Raw genomic sequence first — 21,165 nt, 5'->3', positions numbered from 1 at the left:
AAAGCACCGGAGTCCAGTGAAAGCTAGGGTAGCACGGGCATACGCACCGGGCGAAACGATAGCGTTCGCAATGGCGCGTCACACCATTGACGTTTTCACGTCAAAAGGAGCGCACATCTTGCGTCGATAGGAGGACGACCCGGGGGCGCGTGTCGTCGGACCATGGATGGCAAACGCGCCCACCCCGTGACCGGAGATGGGCGCGTGGGAGGTCCGATCAGGCCTGGGCCACCGTCTCGTCTTCGTCGCTCTCGTCGGCGGCGTCATCCGCGCTCGGCACGACGCCCGTCCCGAGCTGCGACATGATCTGCGTGCGCCACGAGATCAACGTCTGCGCGCGGCGACCCGCGGTCGAATCCGAGAGCCCGCTGAGCTTCACGATCTGCTTCGTGATCGCGTCCTGCGTGGGCGGCTTGTCGGAGAGGATCCCGGGGGCGATCGCGCCGATGATTTCGCTGTCTTGGATCGACTTGCGGAACGCCTCGCGCTCCTCGGCGCTCCCGGCCGCGGCATTGCCGAGCGCCTTGCCGAGCTCGGTGGTCCCGAACCCGCTGCCCTCTTCCTCCGCGAGGAACCCGAGCACCCGAGCGGTGTGGAGTCCGTAGAGCACGTGGCGGGGGTTGATCCCGGTGCGGTCGGAGACGTCAGCCTTCGTTTTCGAGCCATCGGCGACCGCATCGATGATGCGGCGGACGTTTTCGAGGCTGTCTGCTTGCGGAATGTCTTTGCTTTCGAGGCGACGACGAGCGGTCGGCATGTTGAGGGGACGGAGTCTACATGCAGACCGGCGACCTTTCCGCCAAAAATTTGCCCGAACGTGTCGAGCGCGCGCGAAAGGGCCCCCGAGCCCTTGGAACCTCGTGACGAGCCTGCCTCCACGGGGGCATGATCGAAGTTTTTTGACGTAGTTGGCGTGGTTTGGATTACGCCTGTCGCGGGGAAGCGAGGTCAGCGGAGGGCCGTGCGCGCCCGCGCACCCACGAGCGCATGAGGAGGGGCGAGACGCGCTGCGCTCACCGTACGGGCGAGCCCATCAAGGCCTCGTCGTGGGGTCGGGGTTGTCCTGCTGGAACCGCCAGCCCCACGAACCCGAGCGCATGTCGATGCGTTTGCTTGGAGGACGAAGGTTTTCGCGTCCGCGGGCGTGACGACGTCTTCCGCGTGCTGCTGCTCGCTGGATCGATCGCGCGTGGAAGCGCTTCACAACACGAGCGCAGGCCCGTTCGTCCGCGTGATCGACTCGCCGCTGGAGAGGCGCAGGTCCCGCACGAACACCGTGTCCGTGTCCGCCGCGTCCTGCCCGAGCACCACCGTGGTGCCCGTCTCCGTTCGCACGACGACCTGATCGAGCGGCGCGAGGAAGCTCCGCGCCTCGCTCGCCGAGACCACGCGCAGCCAGGGTGCCGTATCCGCCCCGCGCTTCGCGATCCACGCAGCGATCGGCGTCGCGGGAAGATCCGCCGGCAGGGCCGTGTAGACCCACGGCGCGTCCGCCGGCACGCGGAAGCTCGTCTCGGTGGAGCCCGAAACGATCCGCACGAGTCCCTCCGAAGGCGCGAGCCGCAGCCGCACCGGCGGCTCGTTTGGCGTGCTGCTCGTCGCCGTGATCTCCGCGGCCACGATGCGGCCACGCGCGTCGAGCGTCACGTCCTCGATCACCTGCCGTTCGGCCCCGCTCGCCAGCATGAGGCGCGTCTCGCCGTGCAGCTTCTCGCTGCCGTCCGGCCCGACTGAACGCCACGCTTGGCCCGTCGAACCGCGCTTGCCCGCGAAGACGAACGTCGCCTCCGAGGCTTCTCGGGAGGGTCCCTTCGTGTCCCCCGCGCCCGCGGGTGCGTCGCATGCGGTCGTGAGGAGCGAAGCCGAGACGACGATCGATACGGCGGCAAACAACGTCTGCGAAATGCGCATCAGGAAGGCCCTCCGTCGGTCCGTTCATGGGGATCGACGTAGAGCCTCGGCGCGCGTGACGAAAAAAGTTCAGCGTGTACAGCCGAGCCGTGTCGACCGCTCGCGCGCCTCGTCCGCCGTGACGCTCCGCGGTCGCGCGCGCCCCCATCGATCGAGCACCGTCCGGTACGACGCACACGCGCTGCGTGTGTCCCCCGACGTTTCGAGCGCTTGCCCCAGCCACAGATGCGCCCGCGTGTGCGCCATCGGAAAACTCAGCGCGGCGCAGCTCCCGGCCGCCTGCATGAGCCAGCGCTTCGCTTCGTCGAGCCGACCGCCGAGCAGAAACGTGACGCCCGCCGACGCGCCCACCAACGTGCCCGGTACATACGGCGGCAGCGGCCCGTGCTCCGCGAGCGCCGCGAGTGCGTCGCGCGCGTCCTCTGCCAGGATCGTCGTCGCCGCCCAGCCGTGCAGCCACAGATAGCTGCGCGCCGCCGGCGTCACGCGGGACGACCACTCCGCGAGCCACGCGCGCCGGCGCGACGCGAGGCCCTCGCGCGTGATCGCCCCGGCGCGCCGCGCCGTCACGAGCAATGCGGGCGTCGCGTCGTTCGAAAGGGCCGAGTCCTCCGCGTTCGGATCGGGCTCCCACGCGCCTTGCCGATCGAGATACCCGAGTGCGACCGCCCCGGCCTCCGCGTGTTGCCCCGACTCGAGCAAGAGCTCCGCGACCGCGCGCGCCGCGATCCCGTGATCGTTGCGCCGCGCGCTTGCTTCCGCCTTCTGCCCGAGGGCCCGCGCATGTTCGAGCGCCTCCTCGAAGTCGCCGTAGAGTGCGGCCTTGCGCATCGCGCCCACGATGAGCACGCGACTCCGCACGAGCTCCGCCGTGCCCTTCGGCAGCTCGTCCACTTGCTTGCCCGCGTGCCGCAGCGCTTCCTCCACCGTCGCGCTCGGCTCGCCCCGCGACGCGAGTGCGTCGGCGAGCAGCGGGTACGAGAGGTGCGCCTGTGCGCCGCGGGCGATCATCTGCCGCGCTGTCGACTCCATCGCGGCGCATCGGCCCGCGTACCCTTCGAGCCGCGCGCGGTACGACAGGCACGCCATCGCGTCCGGCGCGACCTGCAGGCATCGATCGATGGCCTTCTGCGCCTCGTCGAACCGGCCGCGGTACGCCTCGAAGACGGCCAGCGAGCTGAGCGCTCGGGCGAACTGCGGATCGAGCTCGATCGCGCGCTGGAGGTGCTGGATGGCGGCCTGGAAGTCGTCGAAGTTGCCGCGGCCGAGCGCGAGGAAGTACCAGAGCTGCGCGTCGCCCGGGTGGTCCTTGATCATTGCCCCGAGCCTGCGGCTCGCCTCGGCCCAGTCGGCGGGCTCGCGCTGCACGACCGGCTCGATCGCGTCGAGCAGCGCGCGGTCCCGCGGCGAGAGCGCGTCGCTCTTCGCCCGCGCTTGCCGGAAGCTCTCGCGTACGCCGTCGAGGTGCTGCGCCATCCCGATCGCCGCGTACTGCACGTGCGCTGAGGCGAGCCCCGGATCGAGCGTGATCGCACGCTGAAATTCGGGACCCCACGAGCCGCCGGCCCGGAACGCTTCGAGCCCCGCGCGGTATGCCGCGCGCGCCTCCTCGCTCCGTGACGACGAGCTCGGCAGATCCGTCGCGACCACGGGCGTACGCGCGTTCGTCGCGGCGAGAGACGTGTTCGCCGGGGCCTGCGCTGAAGGCTCCGCGGCTCGCTCGGCGCCGCGGAGCCTCGACGCCCCGATCGCGGCCACGAGCATCAAGAGCAGCACCCCGAGCGCCGCCGGGGCCAGAAAGCGCTTCCTTCCCGGCTTCCCTTGCGCCTCGTGATCGAGCTCCCGCGCGATCGCCCCGGCGTTCTCGTACCGCGCGTGCGGCTCCTTTTGCAGGCACCGCAGCGCCACGCGCTCGAGATCGGGATCGACGCCTGCGCGGATCGTCGACGGCGGCGTCGGCACCGACCCCTCGATCGACGCGAGCACGGCGGCCGCGTTTTTTCCGACGAAGGGCCGCTTCCCCGTCAGCATCTCGTAGACCATCACGCCGAACGAGAAGACGTCGCTCCGCGCGTCGACCGGCTTTCCCTGCGCTTGCTCGGGCGACATGTAGCTCGGCGTGCCGATGATCGCGCCGTCGGCGGTGGCCACCGAGACCGGATCGATCTCGACGTGTGTCGCCTTCGCCAGCCCGAAATCGAGCAGGATCAACCGCCCGTCGCCCTCGATCATCACGTTCTCGGGCTTGAGGTCGCGGTGTACGAGGCCGCGGCCGTGCGCCTTCGCGAGCGCGCGGGCGAGGTCTTTCGCGACGCGACGCGCCTCGTCGGGCGGCAGCGCTGGCGTGTCCTTCGGCCTCGCGTCGAGCCGCTCGCGCAGCGTCGATCCGCGCAGCCGCTCCATCGCGATGAACGCGCGGCCGCAATCCTCGCCGACGTCGTAGATCGCCACGACCCCCGCGTGCCCCAGCGCCGCGGCCGCTCGCGCCTCTCGCAAGAGCCGCCGCTTGCGCTCCTCGTCCTCCGACAAGAGCACCTTCAGCGCGACCTCGCGGCCGAGCGTGGGATCCGTCGCCGCGAACACCACGCCCATCCCGCCGCGACCGATCTCTTCGCGCACCACGAAGCGCCCCACGCGCTCGCCGGGGCGCGGCAACGTCGCCGGCGTGCGGGGGGCTTCGCGTGAGGGGATTCGCGCGATCTTCGCCAGGAAGGGATCGGGCGTGATCGGCCCTTCGCTGTCCTCGGACGAGGACGACAGGGACGCGTCGTCGTCGTCGTCGACGTCCCGTCGCACTTCGTCCGTGCGTCCGGACAAGGGCTCGCCTGGCATGGACCCTGCGAGCATACCATCCGGCAGCGCCGTTTCGCGCGGGAGAGCACTTCCCAAGCGACGGCCCGACGGGCAAGATGGATCGCCCGCGCAGAGCCCTCGGGCTCGCGCCTCCTCTCGCATGGACGCGGAAAAAAGGCGCACGATCGACGCAGACATCCGCCGCCTCGCCGAGGGCGGGGACATCGGCGCGGCCACGTCCGTCGCCCTGCGCGCCTACGGCCCCGAGATCTTCGAGTTCGTCGCGGCGCTCCACCGCAACGAGACCGATGCCTCCGAGGTATTCTCCCTTTTCGCCGAGAAGCTCTGGAAGAGCCTGCCGAGCTTTCGCTGGGACGCCTCCTTCCGCACCTGGGCGTATGCCGTGGCGCGCACGTCCTCCCTCGATTTTCGGCGCGCGGAGAAGCGCCGCGCCGCGCGGGTCGTGCCCTTGCCGGAGGGCTCCGCGCTCTCTGCGATCGAGGCCGAGGTCCGCACCGTCACGCGCTCCTACCTCCGCACCGAACGCCGCGATCGTTTCGCCGAGCTCCGGGCGCGCTTGCCGCCCGAGGAGCAAGAGCTCCTCATGCTTCGCGTCGATCGGCAGCTCTCATGGGATGACCTCGCGGTCGTGCTCCACGGCGAGGACGCGCCGCCGCTCGGGGCGGACGAGCGGAAACGAGCGGCCGCGCGCCTGCGCAAGCGCTTCCAGCACCTCAAGGAAAAGCTCTACGAGATGGGGCGGCGCGAGGGGCTCGTCGGGGACGAGTCCTAGCAAGAAACATCTTTCGCGGCGCGTCGTGGCCTGCTATCGCACGCGGCGAGATGAGCCGCATCTACCGCACCCTTCCTCCGCCGGGCACCGCGCTCGGCATTGCATTCTCCGGGGGCCTCGACACGCGCACGGCCGTGGCCTGGCTCTCGCGCCAGGGCCTCCGCGTACATTGTTATACCGCCGATCTCGGCCAACCGGACGAGAAGACCCCGGCGGACATCCCGCCCGTCGCGCTCACGCACGGCGCCGTCCAGGCTCGGCTCGTCGATTGCCGCGAGGCCATGGCGCGCGAGGGCATCATCGCCATCCAGTGCGGCGCGTTCCACCTCTCGACCGCCGGCCGCAAATACTACAATACGACGCCCCTCGGCCGTGCCGTCACCTCGACGGCCATCGTCCGGGCCATGCGCGAGGAGGGCGTGCACGTCTTCGGCGATGGCAGCACGCACAAGGGCAACGACATCCAGCGGTTTTACCGTTATGGTGTGCTCGTCGATCCCGAGCTCAAAATCTACAAGCCCTGGCTCGACCAGAAGTTCGTCGACGCCTTCGGCGGACGCACCGAGATGGCGCAGTACCTCGATTCGATCGGCATGCCGTACCCCATGGGCACCGAGAAGGCGTACAGCACCGACGCGAACGTCCTCGGCGCGACGCACGAGGCAAAGGATCTCGAATTCCTCGACAAGGGCATGACGATCGTGAACCCGATCATGGGCGTGCCTTTCTGGCGCTCGGACGTGGCCATCGCCGAGGAAGAGCTCACGATCGAATACGCCGAGGGCGTGCCCGTCGCGCTGAACGGCGCTCGATTCTCGTCGTTGTTCGCGCTCATCGTCGCGGCGAACGAGATCGGCGGCCGGCACGGGCTCGGGATGAGTGATCAGATCGAGAATCGCGTCATCGGCGCGAAGAGCCGCGGCATTTACGAGGCGCCCGGCATGGCGCTGCTCCACATCGCCTACGAGCGCCTGCTCTCGGCCACGCACAACGAGGACACGACCGACCTCTACTGCACGCTCGGCCGCCGCCTTGGCCGTCTCCTTTACGAGGGCAAGTGGTACGACCCCGAGGCGATGATGCTGAAGGAGTCGCTCGCCCGCTGGGTCGCGACGCCGATCAGCGGCATCGTGCGCCTCTCGCTCCGCCGCGGCGACGATTACACGATCCTCGAGACCCGCGCCGAGAAGAGCGCGTATGCGCCCGAAAAACTCTCCATGGAGAAGACCGAGGCCGCGTTCTCCCCCGAGGATCGCATCGGCGCCCTGGAGATCCAGAACCTCGCCGTGTCGGACAACCGCACGCTGCTGCTCCATTATGCCGAGCGCCTCGGCCGCCTCACGGGCCCGTCGGCGTCGTCCTTCGGCGACGTCCTCGGCGAGGGCGAGGGCGAGGGCGGGCCGAAGCGCCTCTCCTGAGAGGCCACGGCGAGCGCTTGTCGCCGCGCGGGGGCGTTGGTAGCTTCACCTTTCCGCCATGCTGCTGCCCCGCCCCGCGCTCCTCCCCCCGGATACGCTTTTCCACGGCCGTTATCGGGTGATCCGGGCGATCAAGTCCGGCGGCATGGGCACGGTCTACGAGGTCGCCGACGAGAGGACCTCGAGCCGGCGCGCCCTCAAAGTCATGCTCCCGAATCTCGTGACGAGCGAGCAGGGCCGCAAGCGCTTCGAGCTCGAAGCACGGGCGACGGGTGCGATCGAGAGTGATCACATCGTCCGGATCCTCGACGTCGGCATCGATCCCGGCTCCGAGCTGCCTTTCCTCGTGATGGAGCTGCTCCGCGGCCGCGACCTCGGTGCGGTCCTCGATCAGGGCATTCGAATCGCCATCGAGGACGTCCTCCGTTATCTCGCCCAGACCGCGATCGCCCTCGACAGGCTCCACGCCGCGGGCGTCGTCCACCGTGATCTCAAGCCCGAGAACATTTTCCTCTCGTGGCGCGACGACGGTACGCCTTGCATCAAGGTCCTCGATTTCGGCGTCGTGAAGACGGTCGAGCCGGTCGTCACCGGCATCACGACCCGCGGCATCCTCGGCACGCCGCTCTACATGGCGCCCGAGCAGGTCGAGGCCTCGCAGGACGTCGGCCCGGCCGCCGACATTTATGCGCTCGGCCAGCTCGCCTATGAATTGCTCGTCGGCGAGCCTTACTGGGCCGTGGAGCTCGAGCGCGACGGCTCGCCGATCCTGCTCGCGGCTGACATCTCCGACGGCCCGCGCGAGTCGCCGGAGACGCGGGCCAAGCGCCGCAAGGGCGTGGATCTCCCTGCCGGATTCGATGTCTGGTTCGCCGGCGTGACCGCGAAATCGGTGGCGGCTCGTTTTCCGCGGGCGACCGTGGCCATCGCGGCCCTCACGGACCTCGTGCGCGAGAGCGTGCGTTCGTCGCAGGAGCAGGTTCCATCCGCCAAACCCAAGGCGCCGGCTTCCGTTCCGCAGCCGGCTTCGCGCCCGCAGCCGGCTTCGCGCCCGCAGCCGACTCCGCCCCCGGCACGGGAAGTCGCGAAAAAAGGGTTTTTGGTCACGGTCGATGGCGCGACGAACGTGGTCCGGGTCGACGTGTGGGGGTTTTGGGACGTCGGGGATGGCAAGGCCTACTGGGAAGAGTTCGAGCGCAAGACGAAGCCGCTCCGCGGCAACCCCTGGTACGTCCTGGCGAACATCTCGAATTTCCCGCCGCAGAAGCCCGACGTGAGCGCGTTCGTCGAGAAGACGATGACCTACGCGCGGGAGAATGGCCTCGTGCGCGCGGCGAACCTCGTCAGCAGCGCGCTCGGGCGTATGCAGATTCAGAGGCTCTCGGTCGAGACGGGGTTGCCGCTGTATTCGTTTTTCACGACGGAGGACGACGCGTTGCGGTGGCTGCGCACGGGGAAATGAGCGCCAGGCCCTGACCATCCCGTGTAGGCCTCACGCGGCCTTCGTGTGCATCTCTTCGAGCCAAGCGCGTGCCTTGGCCTGCGTCTCGAAGAAGCGGTGGGCGATTTTCGCGCCCGTGAGGGAGCTCGTGGCGCGAATGACGAGATCGAGCACCACACGAACGGGGGCAGGCGCGCCCACGTACGCGACGAAATGCGGAGGGAGCTTCCGGGGCCGATCCCGCAGCTCGTGCCGTGATCCGTGGCTGAACCCGCCCGCGTCGGAGATGTCGCACAGGACGAAGAGCCGACCCCGCGCGAGCAATCGTTCGTCCGTCAAACGTGCGAGCGCCGCCATCTCGCCGGGTAGGATGGGCCCGTGGAACTCCATCAGGAGGAGATCGTCAGGCTCGAATCGAATGTAGTGTAGGCCCACCCACGTCTCCTCGACGCTCATGGGGCGAGCGTGCACGAACGCGGGTGTGGCGTCCAGTTTGGCTCACGTTCTACGCGAACGGAACGGGTTGGGAGCGCTGGTCGCTGTGTTGCTTCTCCAGGCGTACGTAAGACTGGACAGTCTTACGAGGCACGCGGTAGCATCCGCGTTTGCCATGAAGAACCAGAATTCCTTCGTTGGCAGCAGGCTCGGGGGCACGCGGCGGCGCTGGAGCCGGGCATCCCGCGGCGTGACGCTGGTCGAGGTGCTCCTCGTCATCGCGATCATGGCGATCATCTCGTCGGGCGCGACGTACCTCGTGTTTCCCGAGTACAAGAAGGCGCGCATCCGGAGCGCGCTCATCGGCGCGTCCGTGATCAAGACGGCGGCTCAGACGTACGTCGAGCTCGATTTGCAAGGCGCCACCGAAGATTGCCCGACCATCGAGGAGCTCGTGGTCGCCGGGAAGATCGACGGAAAAAAAACGGACGATCCCTGGGGCATCCCGTACAGAATTCTGTGCGCAGGGAAAGAGCTCAACGTCATCTCCTGCGGCAACGATCGAAAGCCGGACACGGAGGACGACGTATGGGACGATTTCAAGCCGGCCGATCTGGATCGATTGAGCGCCCTTTGATGCGCTCGCCGGTGGAGCGCGCCGCGCTGGCTCAGGAACGGCCCTGGGCCCCGCCCTCGAACCGCGCTCCCACCTCACCAGCCGCCCGCTCGCCCGATTCGAGCGCCCCCTCCATGTAGCCCGTCCATTCCGTCGCCGTCTCGGTGCCCGCCCAGTGGATTCGTCCCACCGGCTCGCGCAGCGCGCGCCCCACGCCGGTCATCGCCCCGGGCCCCAGGACGCCGACGGGACAGCCGCGCGTCCATTCTTCCGTCGACCAGTCGAACTCGACGTATTCGCTCGGCCGGAGCGCCCGCTCGCCGAACATGCGGCCGAGGCTCCCGAGCACCACCGCGCGCCGCTCGTCCAAGGGCCTCTCCGAGAAGACGCGCGCCTTTTGCCCCACGACGAACCCGAGGAGCGAATGCACCGCGCCGTCGTGCGAACCATTGTCGAACACGACCGACATCGGCCCCGTGCTCGTCACGGCCTCCCCCGAGAGCCCCGCCTCGCGCCAGAAAGGCCGATCGTAGACCGCAATGCATTTCACCGTGGAGCCCATCGGCATCCGTTGCGTGAGCTGGTCCCGCACGACGGGCAGGAGCGGGCGATAGTCGATGCGGCCCGCGAGCGCTGGAGGGACGGCGACAATCACATACTGCGCCCGCACCACGATCTCGTCCGAGGTCACGACCACGCCGCGCCCGTCCTGCTCGATGCGCCGTGCCGGTGCGGAGAGCACGACGGCGTCCCCGAGCCGCGCGGCGAGGCGGATCGAGAGCTCCTGCGCGCTGCCCACGAAGCGCCGCTCCTGCGCCCCGCCCTCGATTTCGACGAGCCGCATGAGGCCACCGCCCGCGCGCAGGTACGCGAGGAAATACAGCATCGATATCTCGCGCGGCTCGGCGCCGAAGACCACCCGCACCGCCGCGTCGAAGAGCTCGCGCACGTCGGTACGCAGGAGGAGCTCGCGGGCGGCGGTTTCGAGCGTTTCTTCGTCCCACGACGAAGCCTCGGCCGCGGCGAGCGACCTTCCTTCGGGCAGCCGCGCCGCGAGCGCGTCGAGCTTGCGCAGCGCGAGGTGCAGCGCGACGAGCCCCGGGACGGGGAGCGAGGGAATGGTCCCCGCATACGTCGAGACACGCCCGTCCCGCACCAGGACTTTTTGTCCAGAATGGTACGTGGGAAACGTCGCGACGCCGAGCTCGGCGGCGAGGCGCCCGAGGCGACGTTGCCCCGCGCCGAGCCATTGCCCCCCGAGGTCGAGGACACGGCCCCCGATCTCCCGGCCCAGCGTGCGCCCGCCAACGCGATCCCGCGCTTCGAGCACCACGACGCGTTTTCCCATGCGGGTCAGCGCGTCCGCCGCCGAGAGGCCCGCGAGGCCGGCGCCGACGATGACGACGTCGGCCTCGCGTTCTTGGTGGAAAGGGGCCATGGCCTCGCAGCTCCTTTCGATCAGATTCGTTCGAGGACGACCGCGATTCCCTGCCCGCCGCCGATGCAGGCGCTGCCCACGGCGATCTGCTTGCCCGTGCGGCGCAGCGTGTGGACGAGGTGCGCCGTGATGCGCGCGCCCGAGGCGCCGAGCGGGTGACCGAGTGCGATGGCCCCGCCATTGAGGTTCGCCTTGTCGAGCGGGATCTTGAGCTCCTTCTGCACGGCGAGCCATTGCGGCGCGAACGCCTCGTTCACGTCGAAGAGGTCGACCGCGTCGAACGAGACGCCCGCGCGCTCGAGGGCCTTGGGAATGGCGGCGGCCGGGCCGATGCCCATGATCGAGGGGTCGACGCCCGCCGACGCCCATTGCAGGAGCCGCGCGAGCGGCGTCCAGCCCTTTTCGCGCGCCTTCTCGGCCGTGGTCACGACGAGCATGGCCGCGCCGTCGCAGATGCCGCTCGCGTTGCCGGCCGTGACCGTGCCGTCCTTCTTGAACACCGGCGAAAGCTTGGCGAGCGCCTCGGGCGTCGATTGCGGCCTCGCGTGCTCGTCCACCGCGAACGAGACCGGCGGCGCTCCGCGCTTGCCCGGGAGCTCGATGGGCGCAATCTCGTCCTTGAACGCGCCCGCCTCATTCGCCGCAGCCCAAAGCTTCTGGCTGCGCAGCGCGTATTCGTCGCATTCGGCGCGCGAGATACCGTACTTCGTGGCCAGGTTCTCGGCCGTGATGGCCATCGGCGAATTCACGTAGCTATCGGTAAGCGCGCTCCAGAGCGAATCTTCGAGCGCCGGGGCCTTGCCGAACGCGAAGCCCTCACGCCCGCCGCGCAGGACGTGCGGCGCTTGCGACATGTTCTCGGTCCCGCCCGCGAGCACCACGTCGGCCTCGTCGAGCAGGAGGAGCTGGGCCGCCTGCACGACCGCCTCGAAGCCCGAGCCGCAAAGCCGGTTCACCGTGAGCGCCGGGACCTCGATGGGCACGCCCGCCTTGAGGCCGACGTGCCGCGCGCAGTAGATCGCGTCGGCGCTCGTCTGCATGACGTTGCCGACGACGACGTGCCCGACGTCGCCCGGCGCCGCGCCGGCCTGCGCGAGGGCTGCCTTCGCGGCGTGGGCCGCGAGATCGTTCGCCGAGACACCCTTGAGCGCGCCATTCATCGTCCCGAACGCGGTGCGCTTCGCGCCCACGATGACGATGTCCTTGCTGAGCTTGGCCATGTTTTCTCCGTGCATGTCCTGTTGAGGGCGGGGAGCATGCGACGGACCGTCGTGCCAAGCAAGCCCCCAGGCCCGACAACCGCCCCGTTCGAACGCGAGCCATCTCTCCCTCCGGACCCGCGCCGTGACGGAGCGCAGCGAACGAGAGGCGAACGGTGGGGGGTCAAAGGAATCGGTCCTCTCGATTGAGAGAAAGGCGCATTTCGATGTGGATCGTCGTACGGGGCGCGAGCCCGGCGCGCTCCCAAAGCGCGTGGGTACGTCCTCCATGGATCGGGGAACGGCTGATTCTCGCCGTCCATGCGCAGGTTTTCTACGCATGGCCCGATGGACGCGGGCGGATTTCCGTGAGACGTTGTGTCCAGGGGGCAAGCATGGACGCGATGCTCACGAACAATCGCCGCATCCTCGTTGTGGATGACAGCGACGCCATTCACCGCGACTTCCTGGAAATTTTGAAGCCTCGTAGGAGCTCATTTGATCTCGATGCCATGGAGGCATCGATCTTCGGCGTGCGCGCCGCCGCGCCGCCCGTGCTGGACTTCGAGCTCGCCTTTGCTTCGCAGGGCGCCGAGGCGCTGGAGAAGGTGCGACAAGCGCGCGGCGTCGCGGCCCCCTATGCGCTCGCCTTCGTCGATATGCGTATGCCCCCGGGGTGGGACGGGCTGGAGACGCTGACGCACCTATGGGCCGCGGATCCGACCTTGCAGGCCGTCATTTGCTCGGCGTATTCGGACCATTCCTGGGCCGAGATCACGGAAAAGCTCGGCGTGACCGATCGCTTCTTGATCTTGAAAAAGCCCTTCGATCCAGTGGAGGTTCGTCAGATCGCCTGCGCGCTCACCGAGAAATGGAACCAGGCCGAGCGTTCTTCTCGCGCCGAAGCCGATCTCCGGCGGAGCGAGGCGAAGAACCGCGGAATCCTCACGGCCCTGCCCGACGCGCTGCTCGTCGTGGCGCGGGACGGCGTGTGCCGCGATTTCAACCCGGCCCGCGGCGCCGACGCGCTCACCCTCGTGTTCCGGCCGGGCGAGCCGATCTCCGCCGCGCTCGGGGACGCGCTCGGCGCGCAGATGGGAACGTATGTGGAACTCGCCATCGACACCGGGAACGCGCAGAGCTTCGAACTTCGGCTAGAGGAAAAGGGCGGGGCACGCCATTTCGAGGCGCGCGTCGCGGGCATCGACGCCGACGAGGCGCTCGTGCTCCTGCGCGACGTCACGGAGGAGCGGCAGCGCGACGAGGCCATCGAGCAGCAGCGCGCGCGGGAGGACGCCATGCGCGCGCAGAACGAGACGCTGCTCTCGATCTCCACGCCGCTCATCCCCATCACCGACGATATCGTGGTCATGCCCCTCGTCGGCGAGCTCGAGGCTTTGCGGTTGCAACACGCGCAGGAGACGCTCCTTCAGGGGATCGTGGCGCGCGGGGCGCGTGTGGCCATCCTCGACATGACCGGCGTGCCGCGCGTCACGCCGGTGGTCGCCGATGAGATCGTGCGTATGGCGCAGGGCGTGCGCCTGCTCGGCGCGGAGGTCATGCTCACGGGAATCCGGCCCGAGGTGGCGCAGACGCTGGTGGCCTTGGGGGAGGGTTTTTCCGGGTTATCGACGCAACGGACGCTGCAGAGCGGCATTGCATTCGCCATGGGGCGCCGCCCGGGCGGGAGGGGCGCGTCATGCAAGCGTACCTGAAATCGCTCGGCGTATGGGGCTTTCTGGGGGCGCTCGTCGGGGCCACGGCCATCGGCGTCTTTTTGATCGGGCCCACGGACGCGCGTACACCCGAGCGCTCGGGCCTCGTGACGGGAGAGGCGCCCGCGAAGGACGCGCGCCCGATGCGCATGGTGATGAGCGGGGCGTTCGTGTCGGAGTCCGGCGTGAACCTCTACGAGGAGATCGCGCATTATCTGGCACGGAAAAATGGAATCACGATCGAGGTCACGACGGGCCTCGCCTACAGCACCATCAACAGCATGCTGCAGACGGGCGCCGTGGAGCTCGGCTTCATCTGCGGATTGCCCTATACCGTGCTGCGCGACGAGCCCACCCCGCGCGCCGAGCTCCTCGGCGCGCCCATCATGACGTACCCTCGTTATGGGGGGCGGGCCGTGTACTTCGCGGATCTCGTGGTCCGGAACGGGAGCCCTTACCATTCGCTGGACGATCTCCGGGGACGCACCTTGGTGTACAATGACGAGCGATCGCACACCGGGTACAACGCGCCCCGCCACCGCTTGATGGAGCGCGGCTTCGCGAGCGGCTTTTTCGGCAAGATTGTGCGCTCCGGCTCGCATGAGGAGTCGATCCGCATGGTGGCCGCGGGCGAGGCGGACGCGAGCTGGGTGGATAGCCTGGTGCTCGATTACGATCGCGAAAGGCGTATCGGCCGCGCGGGCGAGGTGCGGGTCCTCGAAAGCCTTGGTCCCATGACCGTGAGCCCGGTCGTGGTTTCGCCGGATCTACCGGCGGAACTCCGCGCCGCGCTCCGGCGGACGCTCCTCGGCATGCACCAGGAGCCGGAGGGGAAGCGGCTGCTCGACGCGGCGTTCATTGCGCGGTTCGTGAAGGTCGAGGACGCCGATTACGATGACCACCGCTCCATGAAGACCGCCGCCGAGAAGGCGGGGATCGTGGCGATCCGATGAGCACGCCGCCGCGCGCGAGCATGCGCAGCCTCGTCCGGTCCTTCGTGGTGCTCGTCGCCGTGAGCGTGGCCTTGCAGCTCGCCTCGCTGATGGCGGTGCGCGAGATCGGCCGCCGCACCGAGCAAAGCCGCCTCTTGCTTTCGGCCTCCGACGCCACGCGGGATCTCCTGGATCGTTATGCGAGCACGACGTACCTCGCGGTCGTGGGGCTGTCCACGTCCGACTGGGAACTTTTGCTCCGGCAGCGAAAGCTGGCGAAGGAATTTGAGGAGCAACTCTCGAAGAATTTCGCCGCGTTGCGGCAGGGGGGAAAGGCGCATATCGGCGGCGCGGAGGTCTCGCTCGTCTCCGAGGACGATCCTGCGACGAAGGAGCGGCTCGCCGCGACGGATTCTTTATGGGCCGAGGTGCGGACGAGCGCCGTGCGTGTGCTTCGCTCGGACAACCAATCGCTCCGGAACAACCCCGATATCGAGCGATTCCAGACGGCGTCGCAGCGACTCACGGAGGCGCTCGTCACGCTCGATGCGGACATCCGCCAGCGCGCCGAGCCCGATCTGCGCTGGCTCGGGCAGGCGCAACGGGCGCTACCGGTGGGGACCGTGGCGCTGATGCTCTTGCTCGGCGCGTTCGTCTACCGGCGCATTCTCCTGCCCTTCGACGCATCCATGAAGGACCTCGCGCGGAGCGAGGGCGCATTACGCGTGGCGCGCGACGAGCTCGAATGTCGGGTGGAGGAGCGCACGGCGGAGCTCTCGGCGGCAAACGCCGCGCTCGTGGCGGAGCGCGAGAGGCTCGCACATGCAAATCAGGCGCTCGAGGCGCAACGCGAGGAGCTTCACCGGGCCAATGCCGAGCTCGAACGACAGGAGCAGGCGCTCCGGCGGTCCAACGAGGAGCTCGAACGGCGGGTGGAGGAGCGCACGGCGGAGCTCCGCGAGGCGCAGCAGCGCTCGCTCGAGCTCGCGCGGCAGGCGGGCATGACGGAGATCGCCTCCAACGTGCTGCACAACGTGGGCAATGTGCTGAACAACCTGAACACCGCGAGCGCGATGCTCGCGGAGCGGCTGCGGGCGCTGCGGGTCGATCCCATTCTCAAGGCCGCCGAGATGCTGGAGGCGCAGAAGCCAGACCTGGCCGGGTTTTTCTCGAAAGACGAGCGCGGGCGCAGGCTGCCGGAGTATTTTGGAAAGCTCGGCCAGAACCTCACCGCCGAGCGGGGCGAGCTGCTCTCCTTGGTGGGCGCGCTCGAGGGGCACGTGGCGCATATCCGCGCGGTCGTCGATTTCCAGCAGAGTTATGCCACGGTGACGAACCTGGACGAGCCCGTGGATCTCGCGGTGGTCCTGGAGGACGCGCTGCGCATGGCCGTGCCGAGCGGCGGTCGGGGCGGTGTGGTCATCGATCGGGCGCTTTCGTCTTTGCCGCGGGCGCTCTGCGACAAACACAAGGTGCTGCAGATCGTCCTGAATCTCCTCGGCAATGCAAAATGGGCGCTCGGCGAGCGCGAGGGTGAGAACAAGCGCCTCGCGGTGCGGCTCGCGCGGCCGGCGGAGGACCGGGTGCGCATTCAGATCATCGACAATGGCGTGGGGATCGACTCCGCCTTGCTCACGAAGATCTTCCAGCACGGGTTCACGACGCGGAAAGGCGGCCACGGCTTCGGGCTGCACGCCTCGGCGCTCGTGGCCCGCGCCATGGGCGGGACCCTCGTCGCGGAGAGCGAGGGTCCGGGCCTCGGGGCGACGTTCACGCTGGAGTTTCCGTTTCGATCTGCGGAGGCGTGACGACGCGTTCGACGAGGTGGGGGGCGGGAGCCCCCCACGGGCCGAGATTCAGGGCCGCTCGACCTTGAACGACGGCGACGTCCAGGTTTCCCAGTGCGCCGGGTTGTTCGCGTCGCCGAGCGCCTTCAGCACGCTCATCTTCATCACGTAATTGCCATTCGGCACGGTGACCACGTTCTTGCCGACCGTCGTGGTCCCATTCCAGGCAAACGAGTACGTGCCCGTCGGATCCGCGTTTCGCCCGACGTACGTATACGTGTAGGCGGTGCCCCAGGGCTTCTGGAGGCCCGCGGCCTCGACGATATCGACCTTCACCGTCGTCACCTGGTGCTCCATGTGCACCGTGACGTTCGGCACGTTGGTCGTGCCCGACATCGAGAACACCGCGCCCGCGTTTTCCTTGGTGTACGTCGTCGCGTCCTTTTGACGCGACAGCCACGGGAAGCCTTGCGCCGTCGGGACGAGCGCGACGATCGATTGGTAATCACCCTTGAGGCCGATGTACGGCACGCGGAGCGTCTTGGTGCCGCCCGTCTGCGCGAACTGGATGAAGCCGCCGAACACGCCCCGATCGGCGAGGTTCGGGTTCGGCGTGACCGTCACGTCCACCGTCGCCGTGCCGTTCGCCGGGACGGTCACGATTTGCGCGCTGAACGTCGCGTTCGGTGGTACGGTCGGCTGCGAGAGCGCCTGCGGCGTGCCGTACGTGCCCACCGTGGAGACGCCCGGCTGGTGCGTGACGTCGTACGTGATAGACTCGTTGGTGTCGTTCTTCAGCGTGATCGTGTGCGTCGTGGGGCCCGTCGTCTCGCCGATCGCAATGCGGCTCGGCCACACGCTGGCCTTCGTGAGCGCGGCCTGGTCGACGCGGATGAGGCCCGCGCCCTGACGGTGCGCGCTGTCGAGGATGCCCTGCGACGGATCGATGCCCCAGAGGACCGGCTGCGCCGTGTTCTGGAGCCGCGTGCGAATCGCGTCGAAGTTCGTCTCGCCCGTCGCCTCGATGAGCAGCGCAATCGCGCCCGCCGTGTGCGGCGAGGCCATCGACGTGCCGCTCTGCGAGGTGAACCCGCCGAGCTCCAGCGGATACGTCGAATAAATCGACCCGCCCGGCGACGTGAGGTCGGGCTTGAACGAGAGGTCCGGCCCCGCACCCCACGAGCTGAACGACGAAATGCGCCCGCCGAGGCTGTTCGGTGAGGTGACCGTGTCGTCCGTCCACGTCAAGGACACAGCTCCCGAGGCCATGCGCTGGACGATGAGGTCGCCGTCCGCCATCGTGATTCCGACGACCGGGACCCCCACGGGCGTCGTCCCTGCGGGCGAGCCCGCGGGAATCGTGACGCCGGGGACGAGCGCGCCGGCCGCGTTGTTGTACACGACGATGGCCGCGGCGCCTGCGGCCTCCGCATTCTTCGATTTCTCGAAGAACGTGCAGCCACCGCGCTTGATGAGCACCACCTTGCCCTGGAGGCTCCCCGCTGCCGGCGGATTCACGGTGCACGCGTCCGTGGCGATCGTGTTCGGCGTCGCCGTGGCCACCAGGGGCAGCGTGCCCGTGAACGGCGCGAAAGGCACGCCCGAGCCCGCGTTGTACCCGATGGACTTGCCATCCGGCGTGATGGCAAACGAGGGCTGCGCGATGTGCGTGTTTTCGGCGGAGGCCGAGGCAATGACGTTCGTCCCGACGCCAGGCGCGCCCGTGGCCCAGACGCCGCGGTCGCCGTTGTTGCCGCCCGAGCAGGAGACGATCGTGCCGCTCTTCGAGAGGTTCGACGCCGCGACGGCCGTCGGATACTGCGGCCATTGATAGCCGGAGCCGATGCTCATGTTGACGACACGCATGCCGTCCTGCTGCGCCCGCTCCATCGCCTGGATCATGATGTCCGGGTTCGTCGACCCCGCGCAGCCGAACACGCGATACGCGCCGAGCGTGACGTTGGGCGCGACGCCGACGACCGAGCCATTCGCGCCGACGATGCCGGCGACGTGTGTCCCATGCCCGCCGCAATCGTCCGGATCCGCATCGGGAAGGGCATACGCCCCCGCGACACCCGCCTGGAACCCGTCGCCGACGAAATCGTAGCCGTACTGGACCCGGCACCCCGGACCGAAGCACCCGCCGCCGAGATCGGGGTGATCGTAATCGACGCCGCTGTCGATGATGCCGACGCGGATCTTCTCGCCCGTGAGCCCGAGCTGGCTCCGCGCGATGTCGACGCCCGTCATCGCGATCGCCGTCGCCATGTCCATCTGCGCGCCGCCGCTGTCGTCCGGCGTGTCCTCCTGCTGGATCGGGATCACCGGCCACACCGACTTGACGCCGGGGATTCGCGCGAGATCCGCGACGTGCTCGGGCGCGACCCGGATCGAAAGCCCGTTCCACAGCCGGTGGAACGAGAGCCGCTCGGTGAACGGGATGCCCCGTTTCTCGGCCTCGGCCTTGAACACGACCTTTTGCTGGAGGAGCAACGACTCCGACCCGCCGCGCAGGAGCGGCGCCTCTTCGAGCTCCACGAACCAGAACTCGGGGGTCTCGTTCTGCTCACGCGTCACGACCGACGAGGGATCGTACGCATCCCCGTTCTCGTACGCCTGCTCGCCGTCGGGCTCTCCGCCGCAAGCCGCGAGCAAGGAGGGCAATGCAAGTAGGTGAATCCAGCGAAAGCGCCTCATGTGTTACCTCTTCGGCCGCCGCGTTTGGGGCCCTTTCCAGACCAGTGCCCCCGCCGCAACCGGGCGTCAAGAGGGTGGAGGGCTTGCCGTCCGCCACGTCCGCCCCATTGCCTTCGAACCTGCCCCCGACAGGGGCCGGCCGGGGAGGGTGAAAATGCGAATCTCATCGCGGAAGGCGCTCTTCGTTCTTTTCGGTTTGCTCGGCGCTTCGTCCTCCCTCGCCCCGCACGCCGCGTGGAGCGACGAGGCCGGCGCGATCACGAGCCCGCCCGCGCCCGCGCGGGCGCCGCTGCTCGAAGGGATGGGATCCCTGCATCGCCCCATCACCACCGGCGTTCCCGCCGCGCAGCGTTATTTCAACCAGGGCCTCACGCTGGCTTATGCTTTCAACCACGCCGAGGCGGAGCGATCATTCCTGGAAGCCGCGCGCCTCGATCCCCGTTGCGCGATGTGTTTCTGGGGCGCCGCGCTCGTGCTCGGCCCGAACATCAACGCCCCGATGAGCAACGACGCCGTCCCGCGCGCGTATGTGCACATCCAGCGCGCACGCGCGCTCGCGAGCGCGACCCACGTCACGGGGCCCGAGCGCGAGCTCATCGAGGCCCTCGCGCTCCGATACGCGCCTGCCCCCGTGGCTGATCGCAGCGCGCTCGATATCGCCTATGCCGAGGCCATGAAGAAGGTCGCCGGGCGCTTCCCGGACGATGTGGACATTCTTTCGCTCTATGCAGAGGCGCTCATGGACCTGAGCCCCTGGTATTATTGGGAGCGCGGGTTGCCGCGGGCGAATACCGAGGAGGTCATGTCCGCGCTGGAGCGCGCGATGAAACTCGCTCCGAACCACCCCGGGGCAAACCATTTCTATATTCACGTGATCGAGTCATCGCCGAACCCCGCGCGCGCGCTCGATGCGGCCGTCCGGCTCGCGGACCTCGTGCCCGGCGCCGGGCACCTCGTGCACATGCCGTCGCACATCTACGTTCGCCTCGGCCGTTATCACGACGCCGCCGTCGTGAACGAGCGCGCCGTCGCCGCCGACGACAAATACGCGCCCCTCGCCGATCCCTCGAACATGTACCTGATCATGTACCGGATGCACAACGTGCATTTCCTGTGGGCCGCGGCCACGCTCGAAGGCAGGTCCGCTGAGGCGCTGCGCGTGGCGCGCTCGATCCCGAGGCTCCTCGGCCACGCCGCGCACGGCCACGGCGGCACCATGACCACGATGATCGAGCATTTCCAGATCACACCTCTTTATGCCCTGGTTCGTTTCGGTCGGTGGCAAGAGATCCTGCACGAGGAGGCGCCACCCGAGGATCGCGCTTACTCCCGCGGCGTGTACCATTACGCTCGATCCATTGCATACTCCCGGCGCGGCGACGCGGCGGCCGCGGATCGTGAGCTCGCCGCGCTCGAAAAAATTGCGGCGGAGCCCGCGCTCACCCGCACGACCGTGTCGGTCGTGAACACGCCGAGCTCCGTGCTCGGTGTGGCCCTCGCGGTTGCGCGCGGTGAGCTCGCGGCGGATCGAGGGGATCTCGACACGGCCATCCGTGAGCTCCAATTCGCGGTGGTGCTCGAAGACCTGCTCCGTTACATGGATCCGTCGGACTGGCACCACCCGACGCGGCAGATCCTCGGCGCCGTCCTGCTTCGCGCGCGCAGGGCCGCGGACGCCGAGCGTGTCTATCGCGAGGACCTCGCGACCCTGCCGGAGAACGGGTTTTCGCTCTTCGGCCTCGCCCAGGCGCTCGAACGCCAGGGCAAGGCGTCCGAGGCCGCGGAGGTCCGGCGCCGATTCGCGATCGCCTTCGCCCGCGCGGACATCCGGCTCGAAGCTTCTCGGTTCTGAAACGTCTCTCCCGCCTCGTCCGCCGCTTCGGCTATCCTCGCCCGCGAGGAGGCCTTCGGTGACGAAAATACGTAAGAAGACGCTCGTTGGATCGCCCTCGGGTTGCTCGGGGCGACCTTTGTTGCCTGCGGGGACGAG

Annotated in this window: 15 protein-coding genes; 8 read left to right on the top strand and 7 right to left on the bottom strand. The window is 68.6% G+C overall.

The window, feature by feature from the left end; translation table 11 throughout:
* Nucleotides 1–217: 217 nt before the first annotated feature.
* From POL67_RS42885 to POL67_RS42875, 3 genes are all read right to left on the bottom strand, one after another.
* Nucleotides 218–757, bottom strand: a complete 540-nt coding sequence (locus POL67_RS42885) for a hypothetical protein (RefSeq protein WP_271926961.1) — start codon at nt 755–757, stop codon at nt 218–220.
* Between the two features lie 443 nt (nt 758–1,200).
* Nucleotides 1,201–1,911: a hypothetical protein gene (locus POL67_RS42880; RefSeq protein WP_271926959.1), complete on the bottom strand. Its 711-nt coding sequence runs from the start codon at nt 1,909–1,911 to the stop codon at nt 1,201–1,203.
* Nucleotides 1,912–1,980: 69 nt separating this feature from the next.
* Entirely contained in the window at nt 1,981–4,707 is a 2,727-nt protein-coding gene (locus tag POL67_RS42875) for a serine/threonine-protein kinase (RefSeq protein WP_271926958.1), read from the bottom strand.
* 157 nt (nt 4,708–4,864) lie between these two features.
* Between POL67_RS42875 and POL67_RS42870 the strand changes: the two genes are divergently transcribed.
* Genes POL67_RS42870 through POL67_RS42860 form a run of 3 tightly spaced genes read left to right on the top strand, consistent with a single transcriptional unit; the run spans nt 4,865 to nt 8,377 of the window.
* Nucleotides 4,865–5,497 (top strand): RNA polymerase sigma factor, encoded by a 633-nt coding sequence (locus POL67_RS42870; protein WP_271926956.1) that lies wholly within the window; start codon nt 4,865–4,867, stop codon nt 5,495–5,497.
* A 50-nt stretch (nt 5,498–5,547) separates the two neighbouring features.
* A complete protein-coding gene (argG, locus tag POL67_RS42865) occupies nt 5,548–6,915 on the top strand; it encodes an argininosuccinate synthase (protein ID WP_271926954.1) in 1,368 nt (455 codons plus the stop codon).
* Between the two features lie 58 nt (nt 6,916–6,973).
* Nucleotides 6,974–8,377: a serine/threonine protein kinase gene (locus POL67_RS42860; RefSeq protein ID WP_271926952.1), complete on the top strand. Its 1,404-nt coding sequence runs from the start codon at nt 6,974–6,976 to the stop codon at nt 8,375–8,377.
* 30 nt (nt 8,378–8,407) lie between these two features.
* On the opposite strand, the gene POL67_RS42855 is transcribed toward POL67_RS42860, so the two are convergent.
* Nucleotides 8,408–8,812, bottom strand: a complete 405-nt coding sequence (locus POL67_RS42855; RefSeq protein ID WP_271926951.1) for a SpoIIAA family protein — start codon at nt 8,810–8,812, stop codon at nt 8,408–8,410.
* A gap of 154 nt (nt 8,813–8,966) precedes the next feature.
* On the opposite strand from POL67_RS42855, the gene POL67_RS42850 reads away from it, so the two are divergent.
* Nucleotides 8,967–9,428, top strand: coding sequence for a type II secretion system protein (locus POL67_RS42850; RefSeq protein WP_271926950.1), 462 nt, complete (start codon nt 8,967–8,969; stop codon nt 9,426–9,428).
* A gap of 31 nt (nt 9,429–9,459) precedes the next feature.
* On the opposite strand, the gene POL67_RS42845 is transcribed toward POL67_RS42850, so the two are convergent.
* Together POL67_RS42845 and POL67_RS42840 are read right to left on the bottom strand one after the other, a co-directional pair.
* Nucleotides 9,460–10,845, bottom strand: coding sequence for a flavin monoamine oxidase family protein (locus tag POL67_RS42845; RefSeq protein ID WP_271926949.1), 1,386 nt, complete (start codon nt 10,843–10,845; stop codon nt 9,460–9,462).
* Nucleotides 10,846–10,865: 20 nt separating this feature from the next.
* Nucleotides 10,866–12,065 carry an acetyl-CoA C-acetyltransferase gene (locus tag POL67_RS42840; RefSeq protein ID WP_271926948.1) on the bottom strand — a complete coding sequence of 400 codons (1,200 nt, stop codon included), beginning with the start codon at nt 12,063–12,065 and terminating at the stop codon, nt 10,866–10,868.
* Nucleotides 12,066–12,448: 383 nt separating this feature from the next.
* Between POL67_RS42840 and POL67_RS42835 the strand changes: the two genes are divergently transcribed.
* The 3 genes from POL67_RS42835 to POL67_RS42825 are packed head-to-tail and all read left to right on the top strand — an operon-like array spanning nt 12,449 to nt 16,499.
* On the top strand, nt 12,449–13,759 hold the full coding sequence (locus POL67_RS42835; RefSeq protein ID WP_271926946.1) for an STAS domain-containing protein: 1,311 nt from the start codon (nt 12,449–12,451) through the stop codon (nt 13,757–13,759).
* The gene (locus POL67_RS42830; RefSeq protein ID WP_271926944.1) at nt 13,744–14,712 is read left to right on the top strand and encodes a phosphate/phosphite/phosphonate ABC transporter substrate-binding protein; all 969 of its coding nucleotides are present in this window, start codon (nt 13,744–13,746) and stop codon (nt 14,710–14,712) included. The genes POL67_RS42835 and POL67_RS42830 overlap by 16 nt, the downstream gene beginning before the upstream one ends.
* Entirely contained in the window at nt 14,709–16,499 is a 1,791-nt protein-coding gene (locus POL67_RS42825) for a sensor histidine kinase (RefSeq protein ID WP_271926942.1), read from the top strand. Before POL67_RS42830 ends, POL67_RS42825 begins: the two co-directional genes overlap by 4 nt.
* Nucleotides 16,500–16,547: 48 nt before the next feature.
* On the opposite strand, the gene POL67_RS42820 is transcribed toward POL67_RS42825, so the two are convergent.
* Nucleotides 16,548–19,175, bottom strand: a complete 2,628-nt coding sequence (locus POL67_RS42820; RefSeq protein ID WP_271926940.1) for a S8 family serine peptidase — start codon at nt 19,173–19,175, stop codon at nt 16,548–16,550.
* A gap of 154 nt (nt 19,176–19,329) precedes the next feature.
* On the opposite strand from POL67_RS42820, the gene POL67_RS42815 reads away from it, so the two are divergent.
* Complete coding sequence (locus POL67_RS42815) at nt 19,330–21,027, top strand: tetratricopeptide repeat protein (RefSeq protein WP_271926938.1); 1,698 nt, start codon at nt 19,330–19,332, stop codon at nt 21,025–21,027.
* Nucleotides 21,028–21,165: the final 138 nt, after the last annotated feature.

This window comes from Polyangium mundeleinium (assembly GCF_028369105.1).
Classification (GTDB): Bacteria; Myxococcota_A; Polyangia; order Polyangiales; family Polyangiaceae; genus Polyangium; species Polyangium mundeleinium.
Note: the sequence above shows the minus strand (reverse complement) of the source record. Positions and strands in the feature narration are given on the sequence as shown.